The organism is Corynebacterium sp. BF-R-2 (assembly GCF_024586525.1).
Taxonomy (GTDB): domain Bacteria; phylum Actinomycetota; class Actinomycetes; order Mycobacteriales; family Mycobacteriaceae; genus Corynebacterium; species Corynebacterium singulare.
The window spans coordinates 108,882-126,108 of record NZ_JAMFTP010000005.1 but is presented as its reverse complement, the minus strand read 5'-3'; the positions used below and the strand labels follow the sequence as shown (position 1 = coordinate 126,108).

Annotated in this window: 9 protein-coding genes; all 9 read left to right on the top strand. The window is 63.4% G+C overall.

Annotation, left to right across the window (positions count from 1 at the left end; translation table 11 throughout):
- The first annotated feature begins 12 nt into the window (after nt 1–12).
- The 9 genes from zomB (at nt 13) to M5J09_RS04680 (ending at nt 17,177) form a co-directional block, all read left to right on the top strand.
- A complete protein-coding gene (gene zomB, locus M5J09_RS04720) occupies nt 13–1,773 on the top strand; it encodes a flagellar motor control protein ZomB (RefSeq protein ID WP_257157137.1) in 1,761 nt (586 codons plus the stop codon).
- 126 nt (nt 1,774–1,899) lie between these two features.
- Nucleotides 1,900–2,931 (top strand): alpha/beta hydrolase family protein, encoded by a 1,032-nt coding sequence (locus M5J09_RS04715; protein ID WP_257157136.1) that lies wholly within the window; start codon nt 1,900–1,902, stop codon nt 2,929–2,931.
- A 260-nt stretch (nt 2,932–3,191) separates the two neighbouring features.
- Entirely contained in the window at nt 3,192–5,192 is a 2,001-nt protein-coding gene (locus M5J09_RS04710) for an alpha/beta hydrolase-fold protein (protein WP_257157135.1), read from the top strand.
- 3 nt (nt 5,193–5,195) lie between these two features.
- Nucleotides 5,196–5,714: a hypothetical protein gene (locus tag M5J09_RS04705; RefSeq protein WP_257157134.1), complete on the top strand. Its 519-nt coding sequence runs from the start codon at nt 5,196–5,198 to the stop codon at nt 5,712–5,714.
- Nucleotides 5,715–5,793: 79 nt separating this feature from the next.
- Complete coding sequence (locus M5J09_RS04700; RefSeq protein ID WP_042532631.1) at nt 5,794–6,729, top strand: cutinase family protein; 936 nt, start codon at nt 5,794–5,796, stop codon at nt 6,727–6,729.
- A gap of 89 nt (nt 6,730–6,818) precedes the next feature.
- Entirely contained in the window at nt 6,819–8,678 is a 1,860-nt protein-coding gene (locus M5J09_RS04695) for a FadD32-like long-chain-fatty-acid--AMP ligase (protein WP_257157133.1), read from the top strand.
- A gap of 315 nt (nt 8,679–8,993) precedes the next feature.
- Nucleotides 8,994–13,829 carry a polyketide synthase Pks13 gene (gene pks13, locus M5J09_RS04690; protein ID WP_257157132.1) on the top strand — a complete coding sequence of 1,612 codons (4,836 nt, stop codon included), beginning with the start codon at nt 8,994–8,996 and terminating at the stop codon, nt 13,827–13,829.
- Nucleotides 13,826–15,373: an acyl-CoA carboxylase subunit beta gene (locus M5J09_RS04685; protein WP_042532625.1), complete on the top strand. Its 1,548-nt coding sequence runs from the start codon at nt 13,826–13,828 to the stop codon at nt 15,371–15,373. Before pks13 ends, M5J09_RS04685 begins: the two co-directional genes overlap by 4 nt.
- Before the next feature lie 613 nt (nt 15,374–15,986).
- Complete coding sequence (locus tag M5J09_RS04680) at nt 15,987–17,177, top strand: MFS transporter (RefSeq protein ID WP_257157131.1); 1,191 nt, start codon at nt 15,987–15,989, stop codon at nt 17,175–17,177.
- The last annotated feature ends 50 nt before the right edge of the window (nt 17,178–17,227 follow it).

Sequence of the window (17,227 nt, the reverse complement as noted above, 5' to 3'; positions counted from 1 at the left end):
GACTCTTTCCCCATGCGAAAACCCGATTCACGCACCGTTGCGGCGCTCAGCGCGCTGGCCTCGGTTCTCGTGATCGGGGTTTTCTCGTTCTGGGGCGGGTTCGCTCGCCGCTGGATTTCGGATGACGGTCTCATCGTCCTCCGCACCGTCCGCAACCTCGAAGCGGGCAACGGCCCCGTCTTTAACGCGGGCGAGCGCGTCGAAGCCAATACGTCAACGCTGTGGCAGTACCTCATCCTGCTTGCCCACTGGCTGTCGAATGCCCCGCTGGAATCCATCGCGGTCAACGTGGGCCTGCTGCTTTCGGTCGCGGCGATGATGCTTGGCGTGTGGGCAACCGCCCGCGGGCTTTACCGCTCCCACGCTTCCGCTGCACGCGGTGCCGCGCCGCTCGTGCTTCCCGCCGGCGCGCTGGTCTACCTCGCGCTGCCGCCGGCGCGTGACTTCTTCACCTCCGGCCTTGAGTGGGGCCTGTCCATTTTCTATCTCGCGGCCCTGTGGGCGCTGCTGCAGAACTGGGCGCAGTCCCCCTCCACACACAGCGCGTACTGGCTGGCCTTGTGGGCAGGCCTGTCCTGGCTGGTGCGCCCGGAACTCGCGCTATATGGCGGATTGGCCGGGCTGGTGCTCCTTGCGGCGCACCGCAACTGGAAGGTGTGGCTCGGTATCCTCGGGGCGGCGCTGCCCATCCCGGGTGCGTACCAGATTTTCCGCATGGGCTACTACGGTCTGTTGACTCCGCACACGGCGGTGGCGAAGTCGGCGTCGGAAAGCGCATGGGCCAGCGGCCTGAACTATCTTCAGGATTTCGCCGGGCCGTATGCCCTGTACCTGCCCGTCCTCGTGCTGGCGGTGGCCGGCGCGTGGGCCTCCCGTGAGCACCTGCGCCCCACGGCGCTGCGCAGCCCCACGGCCGTAACCTATGTGCTCCTGGGTGCGGCCGCAGTACACACGCTGTATGTCCTGCGCGTCGGCGGCGACTTTATGCACGGCCGGATGCTCCTGCTGCCGCTTTTCGCCGCGCTACTTCCGGTTTTTGTGCTGCCGCTCAAGGGCCTAGCCACGTGGTTCGCGGTGGCCTTCTGTGCCGTGTGGGCCCTCGTCGTTATTCTGCGGGGCCACGAAACGGATTGGGATGCCTATGAGCAGCCCCTTGACATCGTTGACGAGCGTGATTTCTGGACCTACGCCACCAAGCGCGAGGCTGGATATCCCCCGCGCTCGGCGCGTGATTACCTCACAATGAAATTCATGAACGGCTACCCGAGCGCCATGGAGAACCTCGAGGACGGCGATGCCCTGGCCGTCATCTACGTGGAGGACAAGGACGCCGACCGCCTCAACTGGCTTACGGTCCCGCGCGAGGAGGGCCGGAAGGATCAGCCGACGCTGTTCCTGGTGAACCTTGGAATGACGTCGATGAACGCGCCGCTTGACATCCGCGTCCAGGACACCATCGGTCTGGCCACCCCGCTGGCGGCGCGCATGCCGCGTGAGGACAACGGGCGCATTGGCCACGACAAGTCCTTGGCCCTTGAATGGCAGGCCGCGGAGTCCGGCGCGGACATTGATTATCTGCCGCCGTGGTACGACAAGGAGAAAACCCGCCAGGCGCGGGAGGCGCTGGAGACCCCGGAGCTGAAGGAGCTTGTCGCATCCTATAGCGAGCCCATGTCGTGGGAGCGTTTCCGCGCTAACCTGGGGTTTTCCCTGACGACGGGCCGCACGCTGCAGCTGTCGGAGGACCCGTCCGATTACCTTCCTGCCGGGTAGCCACCCCCGAGGGGAGGCAAAACTCGGCCGAGTGGGCTACTCTACAAAAGATTCTCGTTATTGATCCGTAACCATCGCTGGCGTGTCGGCGATGTAGTAGTGGCAGTAAAAACGTTAAGGAGAAAAATGAGTGCACTGAGCTCTGCCCTGCGGACGCGCGTTGTGGCGGTTGTCGCCGCCATCGCCGTCGCCTTGGGCCTCGTCGTCACCGCCGGCACCCAGGAGGCCTCGGCGGCCAATCGTGACTGGTTGCGTGGGGACGCCACCGGCGCCTGCGAGTGGGACCGCGTGGGCTACTGGGTCCAGCGCTGCGATGTTTGGTCGCAGGCCATGGGCCGCACCGTTCCGGTTCAGGTTCAGCCGGCCAAGAATGGTGGCAACGCGGGCCTGTACCTTCTCGATGGCCTCCGTGCCACGGACCGCACCAACGCCTGGATCAATGACGTTAACGCGGCTCAGTCCTACGTGAATCACAACATCACCCTCGTCATGCCGGTGGGTGGCGCTGCGTCCTTCTATGCGGACTGGCGCGGCCCGGCCACTTATGACCTGGTGAAGCCGGTGAACTACAAGTGGGAGACCTTCCTGACCCAGGAGCTGCCGGCTTACCTCGAGGGCAACTTCGGCGTGGCCCGCAACAACAACTCCATTGCCGGCCTGTCCATGGGTGGCACCGCGGCCATCACCTTGGCCGGCAAGCACCCGGAGCAGTTCCGTCAGACGCTGTCCTACTCCGGCTACCTCACCACGACTCTGCCGGGTGCGCAGACCTTTATGCGCCTTGCGCTTCTCGACGCCGGCGGCTTCAACATCAACGCCATGTACGGCTCCGTCATCAACCCGAAGCGCTTCAGTAATGACCCGTTCAACCTGATTCCGGATCTGGCGGCGCACGGCACGGACGTCTTCGTGTCCGCGGCCTCCGGTATCCCGGGCCCGCTGGATCAGCAGCGCTACCTGCCGCAGCACATCGCTTCCGGTGTGGTGCTGGAAGGTTTTGCGAATGCCACGACCCGTCTGTGGGAGCTCAAGGCACGCGCGTCGGGTGTCCGTCTACAGACGAACTACCCGGCCCAGGGCCTGCACAACTGGGAGCAGTTTGGCTACGAGCTGGAGCACTCCAAGCCGCAGGTGCTCAACGTGATGAACGCCTGGTAAGCGTCGCGGCAGCTTCTTTGCGCCGGCTCTTCTGGCGTCTCAGTGACATCCTTTCGCTGAGGCGCTGGGGGAGCCGGCTTTTTCGTGTTCGGTGGGGCAGCGTGGGCGTGTCCCTCTTCCAAAAGTCTCAAGTTCAACTTAAACTTGAGCACACATTAGACCGCTCACCGCGTCTGCAGTGGCGAGTTCCGCAGGAGGGGAACCTGCGGAGCCCGCTCGATGCAACGTGCCTTCACCCGACACACCGCAAGGATTCACCAATGCCGAACACTGCGCCCTCTCAGAAGTCTGCACAGCCCTCCAAAGGTGCAGGCCTTCGTTCCCCGTCCGCTGCTCGCAAGGGCCTGACTATTGCTGCTTTGCCCACCGCCGTGGCCGTGGGCCTCGCACTGCTGCCTATGGCTAACGCACAGTCCTCCGGCTCCAGCTCCGGCGAGGGCCTCACCGACATCCTGGGAAGCTCCAACTTCTCGGATTCCTTCGCGCCGTCGAACCCGCCGCAGCGCACCCCGATCGATACCGAGTACCCGGACATCGAAGGACTGCCGGAGGGTGTCTCCGTCTCCCGCGTCGAGTACCTGACCAACCGCCACCTCAAGGTCTACATCAAGTCCGCCGCCATGCCGGACCAGGAGCAGGTCGTGCAGATTCAGCTGGCTCGTGACTGGTACTCCAGCCCGGACAAGACGTTCCCGGAGGTATGGGCCCTCGACGGTCTGCGTGCCCGCGATGACGAGTCCGGCTGGACCATCGAGACCAACATCCTGTCCCAATACGCTGACCGCAACGTCAACCTCATTATGCCGGTGGGCGGCGAGTCTTCCTTCTACTCCGATTGGCAGAAGGCAGACAACGGCAAGCACTACAAGTGGGAAACCTTCCTCATGCAGGAACTCATCCCAGTGCTGGAAAAGGCCTACCGTTCCAACGGCCAGCGCGCTGTTACCGGTATCTCCATGGGCGGTACCGCCGCCATGAACCTGGCCGAGCGCAACCCGTGGGCCTTCAAGTTCGTTGGCTCCTTCTCCGGCTACCTCGACACCACGACCACCGGCATGCCGGAGGCCGTGACCGCCGCCCAGGCAGATGCCGGCGGATACACCTCCACCAACATGTGGGGCGAGCTGTACTCCCAGGACTGGGTTGACCACGACCCGAAGCTGGGCATCGAGAATCTTAAGGACATGAAGGTCTACGTCTCCGCCGGCAACGGCAAGGATGACTACGGCCAGATCGGTTCCGTGGCCAAGGGCCAGGCCAACATGGCCGGCGTGGGTCTCGAGGCCATCTCCCGCATGTCTACCCAGACCTTCGTGGACTACGCCAAGCGCGCCGGCGTGGAGCCGGTGGTGAAGTTCCGCCCGACCGGCGTCCACAGCTGGGAATACTGGCAGTTCGAAATGACCGAGGCGTGGCCGTTCATTGCTGACTCCCTCGGTCTGGACAAGAGCGACCGCGGTGCGGACTGCACCCCGGTCGGCGCCATCGCCGATGCCACCAAGTCCGGCATCATCGGAACGTGCCTGAACAACGAGTATGACGTCGCCGACCGCGGCAAGGCCCAGGACTTCCAGGCCGGTACCGCCTACTGGTCCCCGGAGACCGGCGCCCACGCCGTCATCGGCCGCATCGGCGCGCGTTACTCCGAGCTCGGTGGCCCGACCTCCTGGCTGGGCTTCCCGGTGACCGGCGAAGAAAAGACCCCGGACGGCCGCGGCCGCTACGTCCACTTCGAGCACGGCTCCATCTACTGGACCCCGGAGAACGGCGCATGGCCCATCCCGAAGGACATCTTCGACGAGTGGGGCAAGAACGGCTACGAGGGCGGTGACCTCAAGTACCCGACCTCCGATGTCCGCAAGATCGGTGACGGCGTGGTCCAGGAATTCGAGGACGGCGTTCTCACCCACAACCCGGATGGTTCCTTCCACATCGTCCACGGCGCTATCGGCGCCAAGTACAAGGAGCTCAAGGCCGCTGAATCCGACCTGGGTTACCCGATCGGCGAGGAGAAGGCAGTCAATGGCGGCTTCTTCCAAGAGTTCGAGCACGGCAACATCTACTGGTCCATGGACTCCGGTGCGCACTACATCCTCAAGGGCGACATCTTTGAGGAGTGGGGCAAGCACGGCTACGAGCAGGGCGAATTCGGCTGGCCGACGGAAGACTACAAGGAGATCCCGGCCGGCGGCCTGACCCAGACCTTCCAGCATGGAGTCATCCGCAAGGTCATGGGCACCGTTCAGGCAGACAAGAAGTAAGCCATGCGCATGCGACGTCTTTCCCATCCCACCGTAGCGGCGGCGCTGCTGGCCGCTGGCGCACTGCTGGCCGGCTGCGGTTCCGCCACCGTCGATGAGAGTGAAGCCACCGAGACCTCCGTGGCGCCGCTTGAGCGTTCCGCGTCCGCGTCGTCGGCGGCGTCGGGGGCGTCCTCTGAAACGTCGACAAGCGCTAGCGAAAACTCCTCTGCAGGCAGCTCATCCCGGGGAACCGGTGACGAACCTGAGGACCGCGGCGCGCGCGAGGTCTCCGAAATCCCCGCACCCGCTCCCGATGAGGGCCCCAACCAGGACTTCCTGGCTGCGGTCTCCCAGGGTGGAGTGAACACCGACGGCGTGGAGGACCAGCTCATCGGCGCCGCCCAGGCTTCGTGCCAAGGTGATGTCGTTACCGTGCCCGCGGTGGCCGGCCAGCTCATCGAACAGGGCCGCAGCGAGCTGAGTCACGAGCAACTCACCCAGCTCATCACTGAGCAGGGACGCGCCCTGTGCGCTGGCTAGAGCGAAGCCCAGCGCACACAGCTCCATGTCAGGGATTCCGCAGGGAATCCCGCACCTTCCCAAGCTAGATTTTCCCACCATGCGTAAAACATTCACCGTCCTCGCCGTCGTCGTCCTCCTCGCCGTGATTGGCGGGGGAGCGGTTCACTTCCTCAACACCCGCAACGAGGGTGAACCGGGAGTGCTCGTCGCGCCTTCCGACGACCCAGCGCAACCCGGTGAGGAGGAACCCGCACAGCCTGACTGGTGCCCGCGCTTCGAGTTCGTCTCCGCGCCGGGCACGTGGGAATCTGCCGCCGACGATGACCCCATCAACCCCGGCGCGAACCCGAACTCCTTCATGCTTTCCATTACCAACCCGCTCAAGGAGTCCTACGTCCCCAATGACGTCAAGGTGTGGACGCTGCCGTACACCGCGCAGTTCAAGAACATCAATGCTCAGCAGGAGATGAGCTACGACGAGTCCCGCGATGAAGGTACCTCCCGCCTGGAGGGCGAGCTGACCTACATGCACGAGACCTGCCCCGATACGCAGTTCATCCTGTCCGGATTCTCGCAGGGCGCGGTCATCGTGGGCGATGTCGCCGACCGCATCGGTGGCGGCAATGGCCCCATCCCCGCCAGCAGTGTGGCCGGCGTGGCGGTGATTGCGGATGGGCGTCGCGAAGAAGGCGTTGGCATCAACCCCGGCGCACACGTCGGTGGTGTCGGCGCGGAGATTGCGCTGCAGCCGGTTTCTACCCTCATTCAGGGCATCGTTCCGGGAGCAACGATGCGCGGCGCGCGCGCCAATGGGTTCGGCGAACTAGCTGACCGCACCTTCCAGATCTGCGCGCCCAATGACTCCATCTGTGATGCCCCGCTTGATGTCAGCAACGGTCTTGATCGTGCGATGGACCTCATCGAAGCCAACGGTGTGCATGCCATGTACGCCTCCAACCCGCATGTTATTGAAGGGACGACGGCTAGCCAGTGGGTAACGCAGTGGGCAAAGGACATCATCGACGCGCACTAGTGCGTGCCATGTAACACTCTTGCCGTCCCGTCTGATATTTTCAGTATCAAAAGTACGTGACCTATCTATCCCCTCACGAAGGAGCCCACATGGACCTGAAAGCCTTGATTGGCCAGTTCTTCGACGAGAAGGGCAACATCGCCCTGCCCCCGCACCTCACTCTGGCGGGCCTCGCGGAGCACCTCTACGGCGCTGAACAGCAGGCAGGAGTCCCCGACCGCCCGGTTATGCGGCAGTGGGTCTACAACGACAACCCTGAGGGTACCCCGCGTGACTTCACCCGTTCTCAAGTCAACACCCGCATCAAGGTGGTGGCCGCGCGCCTGCAGCAGGTGGGCAAGATGGGGGACCGTGTGGCCATCCTGGCCGGCAACTCGCCGGAATACATCTTTGGCTTCCTTGGTGCCATGTATGCGGGTATGACGCCCATTCCGCTCTATGACCCGAATGAGCCGGGGCACACCGACCACCTGCGCGCCGTGTTCGGGGATGCCAACCCGCCGGTCGTGCTCACCAACAACGTCTCGGCTGCAGCCAACCGCGCCTACTTCTCCGATCGTCCGGCCGCGGAGCGCCCGCGCATCATCTCCATTGATTCCCTGCCGGATTCCCTGGCGGCAAGCTGGACCAACCCGCTGGAGACCGAGGAGGGCAAGGCGGCCCTGGCTGCGCTGAAGACCCCGCCGGTGGATCACCCGGCCTTCCTGCAGTACACCTCCGGATCCACGCGTACTCCGGCGGGCGTGCTGCTGACCAATCGCAACATCATGACGAACGTGCTGCAGATCTTTACCGCGGTGCAGATCAAGCTGCCGCCGCGTGTGGTGTCCTGGCTGCCGATGCACCACGATATGGGCATCATTCTTGCCGTATTCGTCACCATTCTGGGCCTCAATCTGGAGATCATGACCCCGCGTGACTTTGTGCAGCAGCCCAAGCGGTGGGTGGATCAGATTAAGCGCCAGCCTATCGATGCACAGCTGCAGGGCACCTACGCCGTCGTCCCCAACTTTGCCTTGGAGCTCGCCGCGCGCTACGGTGCGCCGGCGGCGGGCGAGGAGCTGGATCTGTCCAATGTGGAGGGCATCATCATTGGCTCGGAGCCGGTGACGGAGTCTGCGGTGAATGCTTTCTGGGAGACCTTCGGCAAAGAGGAGTACGGCCTGCGCCGCGAGACCCTGCGCCCGTCCTATGGCATGGCGGAGGCCTCCCTCATCGTGACGACGCCACAGACCCCGGAGCGCCCCATCATTTCGCACTTCGATCGCGAGCGCCTAGCGCACGGCGAGGCCGTCATCGTGGAGAAGTCCGAGGATTCGGTGGCGTATGCGTCCTGTGGTCAGAGCGTTGTGGCCCAGGATCTGACCATCGTGGATCCGGAAACTCGAGCCGAGCTTGCCGACGGTCACGTGGGCGAAATCTGGCTCCACGGCGAAAACCGCGCTGCCGGCTATTTGGGCCGCGACGAGGAGACTGCCTCGACCTTCCACAACACACTGGGTAAGCGCCTGGCTGAAGGTTCGCGCGTAGCGAATGCTCCGGACGACAACAACTGGCTCGCCACCGGTGACCTGGCCACGATTGTGGATAACCAGGTCTACATCACCGGCCGTCTCAAGGACCTCATCGTCGTGGCTGGCCGCAACCACTACCCGCAGGATATCGAAGGCACCGTGCAGGAGGCCTCCGCTCACGTGCGCGCGGATTCCATCGCGGCCTTCTCCGTGGAAGGGGGCAGCACCGAGGAGCTGGTTCTGCTCATTGAGCGCGCCGATGGTGCCAACCCTGCCGAGGATGAAGCCGCCTCCGAGGTCATCCGTTCTGCTGTGTCCTCGCACCATGGCGTGACCCCAGCGGCGATTCAGTGGTTCAACGCCAACGAGATTAAGCGCACCTCCTCCGGCAAGATTGCCCGGCGCGTGGCCAAGAAGGAGTACCTCGCCTCCTAGCCCGCGCCTGGCGCCTACCGCGCTCAGCCCGAACGCAGCCCCTGCTTCCTTCCGTGGTGGGGGCTCTTGTCGGTCTGTGTCAACCTCGGCCGCGCGTGGGGCCACGGCTCTACGCGCACGTGCATGTGTCAGTGCGGGGATCTCAAACGGGGTTTTCGCAGGTGGGGGAACATAAGGGCATGTCGGTTATGAAACCCAAGTTAACAAAGTGAGATAATCGTCCGATAACTCGTATAGAAGCGTCGTCGAGCGCGCCTTCGTGCTGCGCAAAATCGACCGCCTTGCATATAGTCCGCGTTAGAAAGCTAAAGATTTATGACCGTTGAAGAGCTTCGTGGCTGGCTGCGCACCTGGGTTGCGCAGACCACCGGCCTGTCCGCAGAGGAAATCACGGACACCAAGCCGCTGGAGAACTTCGGGCTGTCCTCGCGTGACGCCGTGGTTCTCTCCGGCGAATTAGAAAACCTCCTCGGTATTAAACTCGAGCCGACCGTGGCCTATGAGTACCCCACCATCGCGCAGCTTGCGGATCGCCTCGTCAACGGTGCGGCTACGGCGCAGGTAGAAACACCAGGTGTGACGCGGTCTAGTGCACCCGTTATCGAAGGCGGCGATATCGCCGTCATCGGCTACGCAGGTCGCTTCCCAGGCGCAAAGAACGTCGCCGAGTTCTGGGACATGCTTGCCGAGGGCCGCCCCGGTACCGGACCGCTGCCTGTTGGCCGTTGGTCGGAGTACTCCTCCGACCCAATTACCAGCGAGAAGATGGCGCAACAGAACACCGACGGTGGCTACATTGAGGACATCGCCAGCTTCGACGCTGAATTCTTCGGCCTCTCCCCGCTGGAAGCAGCAAATATGGATCCGCAACAGCGCATCCTCCTCGAGGTGGCCTGGGAGGCTCTCGAGGATGCCGGCGTGCCCGCCAACCAGCTGCGCGGCACCGCTACCGGTGTCTACATGGGCTCCACCAACAATGACTACGGCATGCTCATCACCGCCGACCCGGCAGAGATGCACCCCTACGCCATGACCGGAACGTCCTCGGCCATCATTGCCAACCGCCTGTCCTACGCCTTCGACCTGCGCGGGCCGTCCATCAACGTGGATACCGCCTGCTCTGCCTCCCTCGTCGCGGTCAACCAGGCGGTCAAGGACCTGCGCGTGGGCGCGGCGGACGTGGCTCTGGCTGGTGGCGTCAACATCCTGTCCTCCCCGCATGCCTCCATCGGCTTCAGTGAGCTTGGCGTCACGTCGCCCACGAGCGCCATTCACGCCTTCTCTGATGACGCCGATGGCATCGTCCGCGCGGATGCCGCCGGCGTGCTGGTGCTCAAGCGGCTTGCCGACGCCGAACGCGACGGCGACACCATCGCCGCCGTCATCAAGGGCTCCGCCGTCAACTCCGACGGCCACTCCAACGGCCTCACCGCCCCGAACCCGGAGGCGCAGGTTGATGTCCTCGAGCGCGCCTACGCGGATGCTGGCATCCGCCCGCAGGACGTGGACTACGTCGAGGCCCACGGCACCGGCACCATCCTCGGTGACCCCATCGAGGCCACTGCGCTGGGCCGCGTGCTCGGCCCGGGCCGCCAGGCTGCGACACCGACCCTGCTGGGCTCCGCCAAGACCAACATCGGCCACTCCGAGTCGGCCGCCGGCGTGGTCGGCCTCATCAAGGTCATCGAAGGTATGCGCCATGGTGTTATCCCGCCGAACATCAACTACGCCGGCCCCAACCGTTACATCGACTTCGACGCCGAGCACCTCGAAGTGGTCGAGGACCCCCGCGAGTGGCCCGAATACTCCGGCCAGAAGATTGCCGGCGTGTCCGGCTTCGGCTTCGGCGGTACCAACGCGCACGTCGTCCTCACCGATTACCGCGGGCTGACCCACCAGGATGCCCCGCAGGTCGCCGTCGGCGAAGGCCAGCCGGTGGCCCTGCCGGTCTCCGGCCTGTTGCCCTCGCGCCGCGCGGCCGCTGCTGCCGATCTCGCTGAGTACATCGAGGCCGAGGACCCGAACTTGCTCTCCCTGGCCCGCACCCTCGCCCGCCGCAACCATGGAAGGTCGCGGGCGGTGGTGGTGGCGTCGTCAAGCGAAGAGGCCATCAAACGCCTGCGTCAGGTGTCTGAGGGAACCGTCTCCGTGGGCATCGCCGCGGCGGATTCCCCGACGGTGCACGGCCCAGTCTTCATGTACTCCGGTTTCGGCTCGCAGCACCGCAAGATGGCCAAGGACATGATCGAGATTTCCCCGCTGTTTAAACAGCGCCTGGAGGAGCTCGACGCCATCGTGGCCTATGAGTCCGGCTGGTCCATCCTGGAACTCGTTCACGATGATTCCCAGACCTACAACACCGAGACCGCGCAGGTGGCGATTACCGCCATCCAGATTGCGCTGACGGACCTGCTCGCCGCGTTCGGCGTCCGCCCGGCTGGTGTCATCGGCATGTCCATGGGTGAAATCGGTGCGGCCTACGCCTCCGGCGGCATCACCGCCGAGGATGCCATGCTCATTGCCTGCCACCGCGCGCGCCTCATGGGCGAGGGCGAGGCCTCGCTTGCCGACGACCAACAGGGCGCCATGGCCGTTGTCGAACTCTCCGCCGAGGAGATCGACGCCCTGCCTGGACATATCGAGCCCGCCGTCTACACCGGCCCCGGCATGACCACCGTGGGCGGCCCGCGCGAGGAGGTCCTCGCGCTGGTGGAGAAGCTCGACGGCGAGGGCAAGTTCGCCCGCGCGCTCAACGTCAAGGCCGCCGGCCACACCTCCGCCGTGGACCCGCTGCTGGGTGAGCTCTACGCCGAAATCGCCGGCATTGAGGCCCGCCCGCTGCACACCACGCTGTTTTCCTCCGTGGACCGCGGAAAGGCCTACCGCCCGGGGGCCGTCGTGCACGATGAGGACTACTGGATCCGCATGACGCGCCACTCCGTCTACTTGCAGGATGCGACCGAGTCGGCCTTTGATGCGGGCCACACGCAGATTGTGGAGATCTCCCCGAATCCGATTGCACTCATGGGCCTCATGTCCACCACTTTTGCCGCGGGCAAGGCGGATGCGCAGCTGCTTTACAGCTTGAAGCGCAAGGTCGATCCCAACGAGTCCCTGCTGGATCTGTTGTCCAAGCTCTACGCCGCGGGCGCCCCGGTGGAGTACACGAAGGTCTTCGGATCCGGCGCGCTTATCGACGCCCCCTCCACCCGCTTCCGCCGCCAGCGCTTCTGGACCAACGCCCGCCCGTCCTCCGGTGTGTCCGGCCTGCCTGGTGCGCGCGTCACCCTGCCGGAAGGGGCCGTGGCCTTCTCCACGAATGCGGACCAGGCACCGAGTGCACTGGCGCTGCTGGAGGCCGCCGCTGAGGCCGTGACCCCGGGTGCGCAGATTGCCGCCAGCGAGGAACACCTCGATCTTCCCGCGAAGGGTGAGGTCACCACCATCGTCCGCCGCACGTTGGGCGGTTTGTCCGTAGCGGTGCACTTTGTCGACGGTGCGTCGACCAAGCTCATTGCGGAAGGCTTTGCCTCGACCCTCAACCTCCCAGCGCCCGCTGCCACTCCGGAGCCGACTCTTGCACAGGCCGTGACTGCGCCGCAGTTCGCTGATCCTGAGGTGGGCGTCGACGCCGTGCGCTGGGACCCTGCGAAGGAAACGGTGGAGGAGCGCCTGTCCCTCATCGTCTCGGAGTCCATGGGCTATGACGTCTCAGACCTGCCGCGCGAGCTGCCGCTCATTGACCTGGGACTGGATTCGCTCATGGGCATGCGCATCAAGAACCGCGTGGAGAATGACTTCCAGATCCCGCCGCTGCAGGTGCAGGCGCTTCGCGACGCCTCCCTCGCCGACGTCATCACCATGGTCGAGCAGGCCGTTGCCGAGCAGACCCCTGCCGCGCCCGCTGCTGATGCCGACGACGCCACCGCCCCAGCCGCTGAAGCCACCACCACCGCACCCTTCGCGCTCACCGAGGGCGACGACTCTGCCGGAGAAGCCGCCACCGTGAGCGCGAAGGGCGGCGCGGACGAGGCACGCGTTGAAAGCAACGGCGAGGTTGAGGGCGTGGGCGTGGCCCCGCGCGATGCCTCCGAGCGCATGGTCTTTGGCACCTGGGCCACCTTCACGGGTAAGGCCGCGGCCGGCGTGACCTCTGCGCTGCCGGAGGTGAGCGACGAGGTGGCCGCCCAGATTGCCGAGCGCCTCACCGAGCGCGCCGGGATTGAGGTCACCGCACAGCAGGTCCACGAGGCCGAGGCCTTGGAGAACTTGGCAGACCTCGTGCGCGAGGGCCTGGAAACCGAGGTCGAGGGCAACATCCGCGTCCTGCGCGAGGCCGACGGTCCCGCCGTCTTCATGTTCCACCCGGCCGGCGGCACCACCGTGGTCTACCAGCCGCTGACCCGCCGCCTGCCTGCCGACGTCGCAGTGTACGGCGTCGAGCGCATCGAGGGCAGCCTGGAGGATCGCGCCGCGGCCTACATCGAAGACATCCTGCGCTACGCGCGCGGGCGCAAGGTCGTGCTCGGCGGCTGGTCCTTCGGTGGAGCACTAGCCTACGAGGTGGCCTACCAGCTGCAGGAGCGTAGCTCTCGCGGCGAGGAGTCGGCCGAGGTCGCCTTCATCGCACTGCTGGACACCACCCAGCCCGCCCACCCGGCGCCCGATACCCTCGAGGAAACCAAGGCCCGCTGGGGCCGCTACGCTGCCTTTGCCAAGAAGACCTACGGCCTCGACTTCGAGCCGCCCTACGAGATGCTGGAAACCGTCGGCGAAGATGCGCTTATGGCCATGCTCGCCGAGTTCCTCACCTCTACCGACGCTTCCGAGCACGGCCTGTCCGCCGGCGTACTCGAGCACCAGCGTGCGTCCTTCGTGGACAACCAGATTCTGGGGAAGCTGGATATGGGAAGGTGGGCGTCGGTAAGCGTGCCAGTTCTGTTATTCCGCTCCGAGCGCATGCATGACGGCGCCATCGAGCTCGAGCCGGCGTACGCGGAGATTAACCCGGACGGCGGCTGGGGCATTATCGTGAAGGATCTGGAGATTGTGCAGCTGCCCGGCGACCACCTGGCGGTTCCTGACGAGCCGGCAATCGGTATCGTGGGCAAGCACATGGAGGAATGGATCGAGGAGAAGATTCGCAAGTGACTAGCACCGCCGACAAGCTGGCAGACCTGCGCGAGCGCCTCGAGCGCGCCCAAGACCCTGGTAGCGAGCGCTCCCGTGCCCGCCGCGACGAGGCCGGCCGCTCCACGCCGCGCCAACGCATCGCCGCGCTTCTCGACGAAGGCTCCTTCGTCGAAACCGGTGCCCTAGGCAAAACCCCCGGCGACCCGGACGCGATTTACTCCGATGGCGTGGTCACCGGCCACGGCCGCATCAACGGCCGCCCGGTGTGCATCTATGCGCACGACAAGACCGTCTACGGCGGTTCCGTGGGCGTGACCTTTGGTAAGAAGGTCACCGACATCATGGACCTAGCCATCAAGATTGGCTGCCCGGTCATCGGTATTCAGGATTCCGGTGGTGCCCGCATCCAGGATGCGGTGACCTCGCTTGCCATGTACTCCGAGATTGCCCGCCGCCAGCTCCCGCTGTCTGGCCGCAGCCCGCAGATTTCCATCATGATGGGCAAGTCGGCCGGTGGTGCGGTGTATGCGCCGGTGACCACGGACTTCATCATCGCCGTCGACGGCGAGGCGGAGATGTACGTGACGGGACCGAACGTGATTAAAGAGGTCACGGGTGAGGAGATTTCCTCGCACGATCTCGGTTCCGCGCGTCAGCAGGAGCTCAACGGTAACGTCTCCGTCGTGGTGCCCTCGGAGGATGATGCCTTCGACCTGGTGCGCGATCTGCTCGACCACCTGCCGCTGACCTGCTTCGATGAGGCGCCTGTCTTTGACGCGCCCTCTGATGAGGAGGTGGCCCAGGACACCGAGCTGGATTCCTTCATGCCGGATGACACGAACGCCGGCTATGACATGATGGATTTGCTCACGCAGCTTGGCGACGATGACGAGCTCATCGAAATCCAAGAAAACTACGCCCCCAACGTCATCACCGCCTTTGGCCGCATCGACGGCAAGGCCGTGGGCTTTGTGGCGAACAACCCGATGCATTCGGCGGGCTGCATTGACGCAGACGCCGCCGATAAAGGCGGGCGCTTTATCCGCATCTGCGATGCCTACAACATCCCGCTGGTCTTCGTGGTGGATACGCCGGGGTACCTGCCGGGCGTGGACCAGGAGAAGGCTGGTCTGATTCACCGCGGCGCGAAGTTTGCGTTCGCCGTGGTGGAGGCCACCGTGCCGAAGGTGTCGCTCATCGTGCGCAAGGCCTACGGCGGCGCGTATGCCGTGATGGGTTCGAAGAACCTGACCGGTGACATCAACCTGGCGTGGCCGACGGCCCAGATTGCCGTCATGGGCTCGGCCGCAGCCGTAGTCATGATTGCCGGCAAACAGCTCGAGGCCGCCGAAACCCCGGAGCAGCGCGCCATGACGAAGAAGATGTTCATGGATTTCTACGACGAAACCATGACCGCGCCCTATGTCGCCGCGGAGCGCGGCTACCTCGACGGCATGATTAAGCCCTCTGAGTCGCGTCTAGCCCTGCGCCGTGCGCTGCGCCAGCTGGCCGATAAGCAGGAGAAGGACCTGCCGAAGAAACACACCATCTCCCCGCTCTAGCGCCGGTTGCGCTCCCCGACTGTATGCCGGTTTTCTTGCAGGGGCGTAACGTCGAGGGCATCCTCGCACGATAGACATAAAGTCTAGGTAATCGAATAAAGGAGAAATATCATGCTCTCTAGCGTTATTGACCTCGGTGGCGACATCATCAACCTCGTCATCATGCTGCTCAACCGCGCCGGTGTCTCGGTCTCCGGTTCCTCTCTGAGCTCGAAGTAAGTCCCACGCTAATAGCACCCCTCCGCACGGCTCCTTAGGGCCCTGCGGAGGGGTGCTTCGTTATTGCGCTAAATGGGCGGTTTCTGGTGAACACGACGGCATCGGGTTTGTGTAGGGCGAACTCAAGACAATTCGGAGGTGCCACTGTTTGGTCTTTTGGACGATCTCAATCGATGGCTTGCTCAAATTAAATAAAGAAAATCTCGCGTAGTCGAAGACACTATACGAAGCTCGATGTAAGGTGGCTCACTATCAGTATTTTGTTGGGAGAGACAGGGAGATCGCCCTATGGCGTTAGCATTAAAAATCAGCGCGCTGTTGGAGCAATCATCTGTGGCTGGGCTCTCCGCTGGTAGCTGTCGGCTACCTGAATCCCTGGGCGATGGGATAGCAAATGGTTGTTGACGCACGCGTGACGCGGCTGGCGCGGTACAGTTTTGTGTTTGACTATTTTCTGTCGCATCTCGGCTACTTCGCTGTGATGCCGATTCTGGCGCTCTGGCTTCCCGATAAGGTTTCTCCGTTCATCGCTGGTTGTGCGATGGCTGCCTTCGGCATTTCGGTAAGAGCATCAACCTTGGTGATGGGGAGAATCCTACGATTGCTACCCTTCGCTGCGGCCATGCAGATCGGTCTAGTTGCCGCGGCAGTTTCTTTCTTTGTTATCGGATTGCAGCCTAATGTGGCGATACTCATCGTTGCCTTGCTCTTGGCTGGAGCAGGAATAAACATGAATGGATCGAGTATTCGGCACTACCTTGTTGAATCCGAAACATCTGAGACGACTAAGTTAGAGATTTTTGGATCGATCAATATTGCGGTGAACGTCTCGGCAGCGGTCGGGCCAGTCATCGGCAATGTCCTGTTCTCATCGACGTCGAATGTGATCTTTTTTTATACCGCTGCATGCTACTTGGCCGCTGCAGTTGTACCGGCGTTGACGTTGTCATACAAGCTAAGACCTCGGAAAGCTGATGTCCGGGGTTCCTTTGCTCGTAGGGTAATTCAGCCCCTAGGCAAGGCAACTGTGCGATGGGTTGTTCTCGGCGTGGTGGTTGGGTACATGCTTTATAGTCAGCTCTTTTCTTCCATAGCGGTAGCAGTCAGTGCGCATTACACGTCGCCGGTCATCCGAGGAGCGGTATTTGCGGTAAATGCCCTTTCGGTGGTACTGCTTCAGCCTCTGGGCACGCGATTGATTAAGAAAGCACGAGACAGCGGACTATCGAATCAGACGTTGGTGCTGGTTTCTCCTTTAGTTTTTGTAATTGCCCTAGTCGCGGTGAAAATTAATCCATTTCTTGGGATCATCATTTTTTCTTTCGCGGAGACTCTTTTTATTCCGCTAGTGGATGCAGCGCTTCTTTCGTTACCAATGGCTGGTTCTTTAGAAGCGGTTCAGGCGCGACAGTTAGTGGTTGCCACTGGGGAAGGAATCGGTCTCGGGCTCGGTGTCATCGTTGCTCCTCAATGGATCGCGTTGTCTGCTGCCGTGCTTATTGTCTGCTGCTTTGTTGTTCGCTTAATGAGTAATGGACGTGACGCTAAACAATGCGACAAGGTTCCATCCTCGGCTAAGCATTGAGAGCGCGGCTTTTGACACTGAAACTGACAAGCCAACAAACAGATCAATGA

Bases quoted from the DNA above. Each gene is read 5' to 3' on its own strand.
- M5J09_RS04680 (WP_257157131.1), top strand. From the start codon at position 15,987: ATGGTTGTTGACGCACGCGTGACGCGGCTGGCGCGGTACAGTTTTGTG.
- M5J09_RS04710 (WP_257157135.1), top strand. From the start codon at position 3,192: ATGCCGAACACTGCGCCCTCTCAGAAGTCTGCACAGCCCTCCAAAGGT.
- pks13 (WP_257157132.1), top strand. From the start codon at position 8,994: ATGACCGTTGAAGAGCTTCGTGGCTGGCTGCGCACCTGGGTTGCGCAG.
- M5J09_RS04700 (WP_042532631.1), top strand. From the start codon at position 5,794: ATGCGTAAAACATTCACCGTCCTCGCCGTCGTCGTCCTCCTCGCCGTG.
- M5J09_RS04715 (WP_257157136.1), top strand. From the start codon at position 1,900: ATGAGTGCACTGAGCTCTGCCCTGCGGACGCGCGTTGTGGCGGTTGTC.
- M5J09_RS04705 (WP_257157134.1), top strand. From the start codon at position 5,196: ATGCGCATGCGACGTCTTTCCCATCCCACCGTAGCGGCGGCGCTGCTG.
- M5J09_RS04695 (WP_257157133.1), top strand. From the start codon at position 6,819: ATGGACCTGAAAGCCTTGATTGGCCAGTTCTTCGACGAGAAGGGCAAC.
- zomB (WP_257157137.1), top strand. From the start codon at position 13: ATGCGAAAACCCGATTCACGCACCGTTGCGGCGCTCAGCGCGCTGGCC.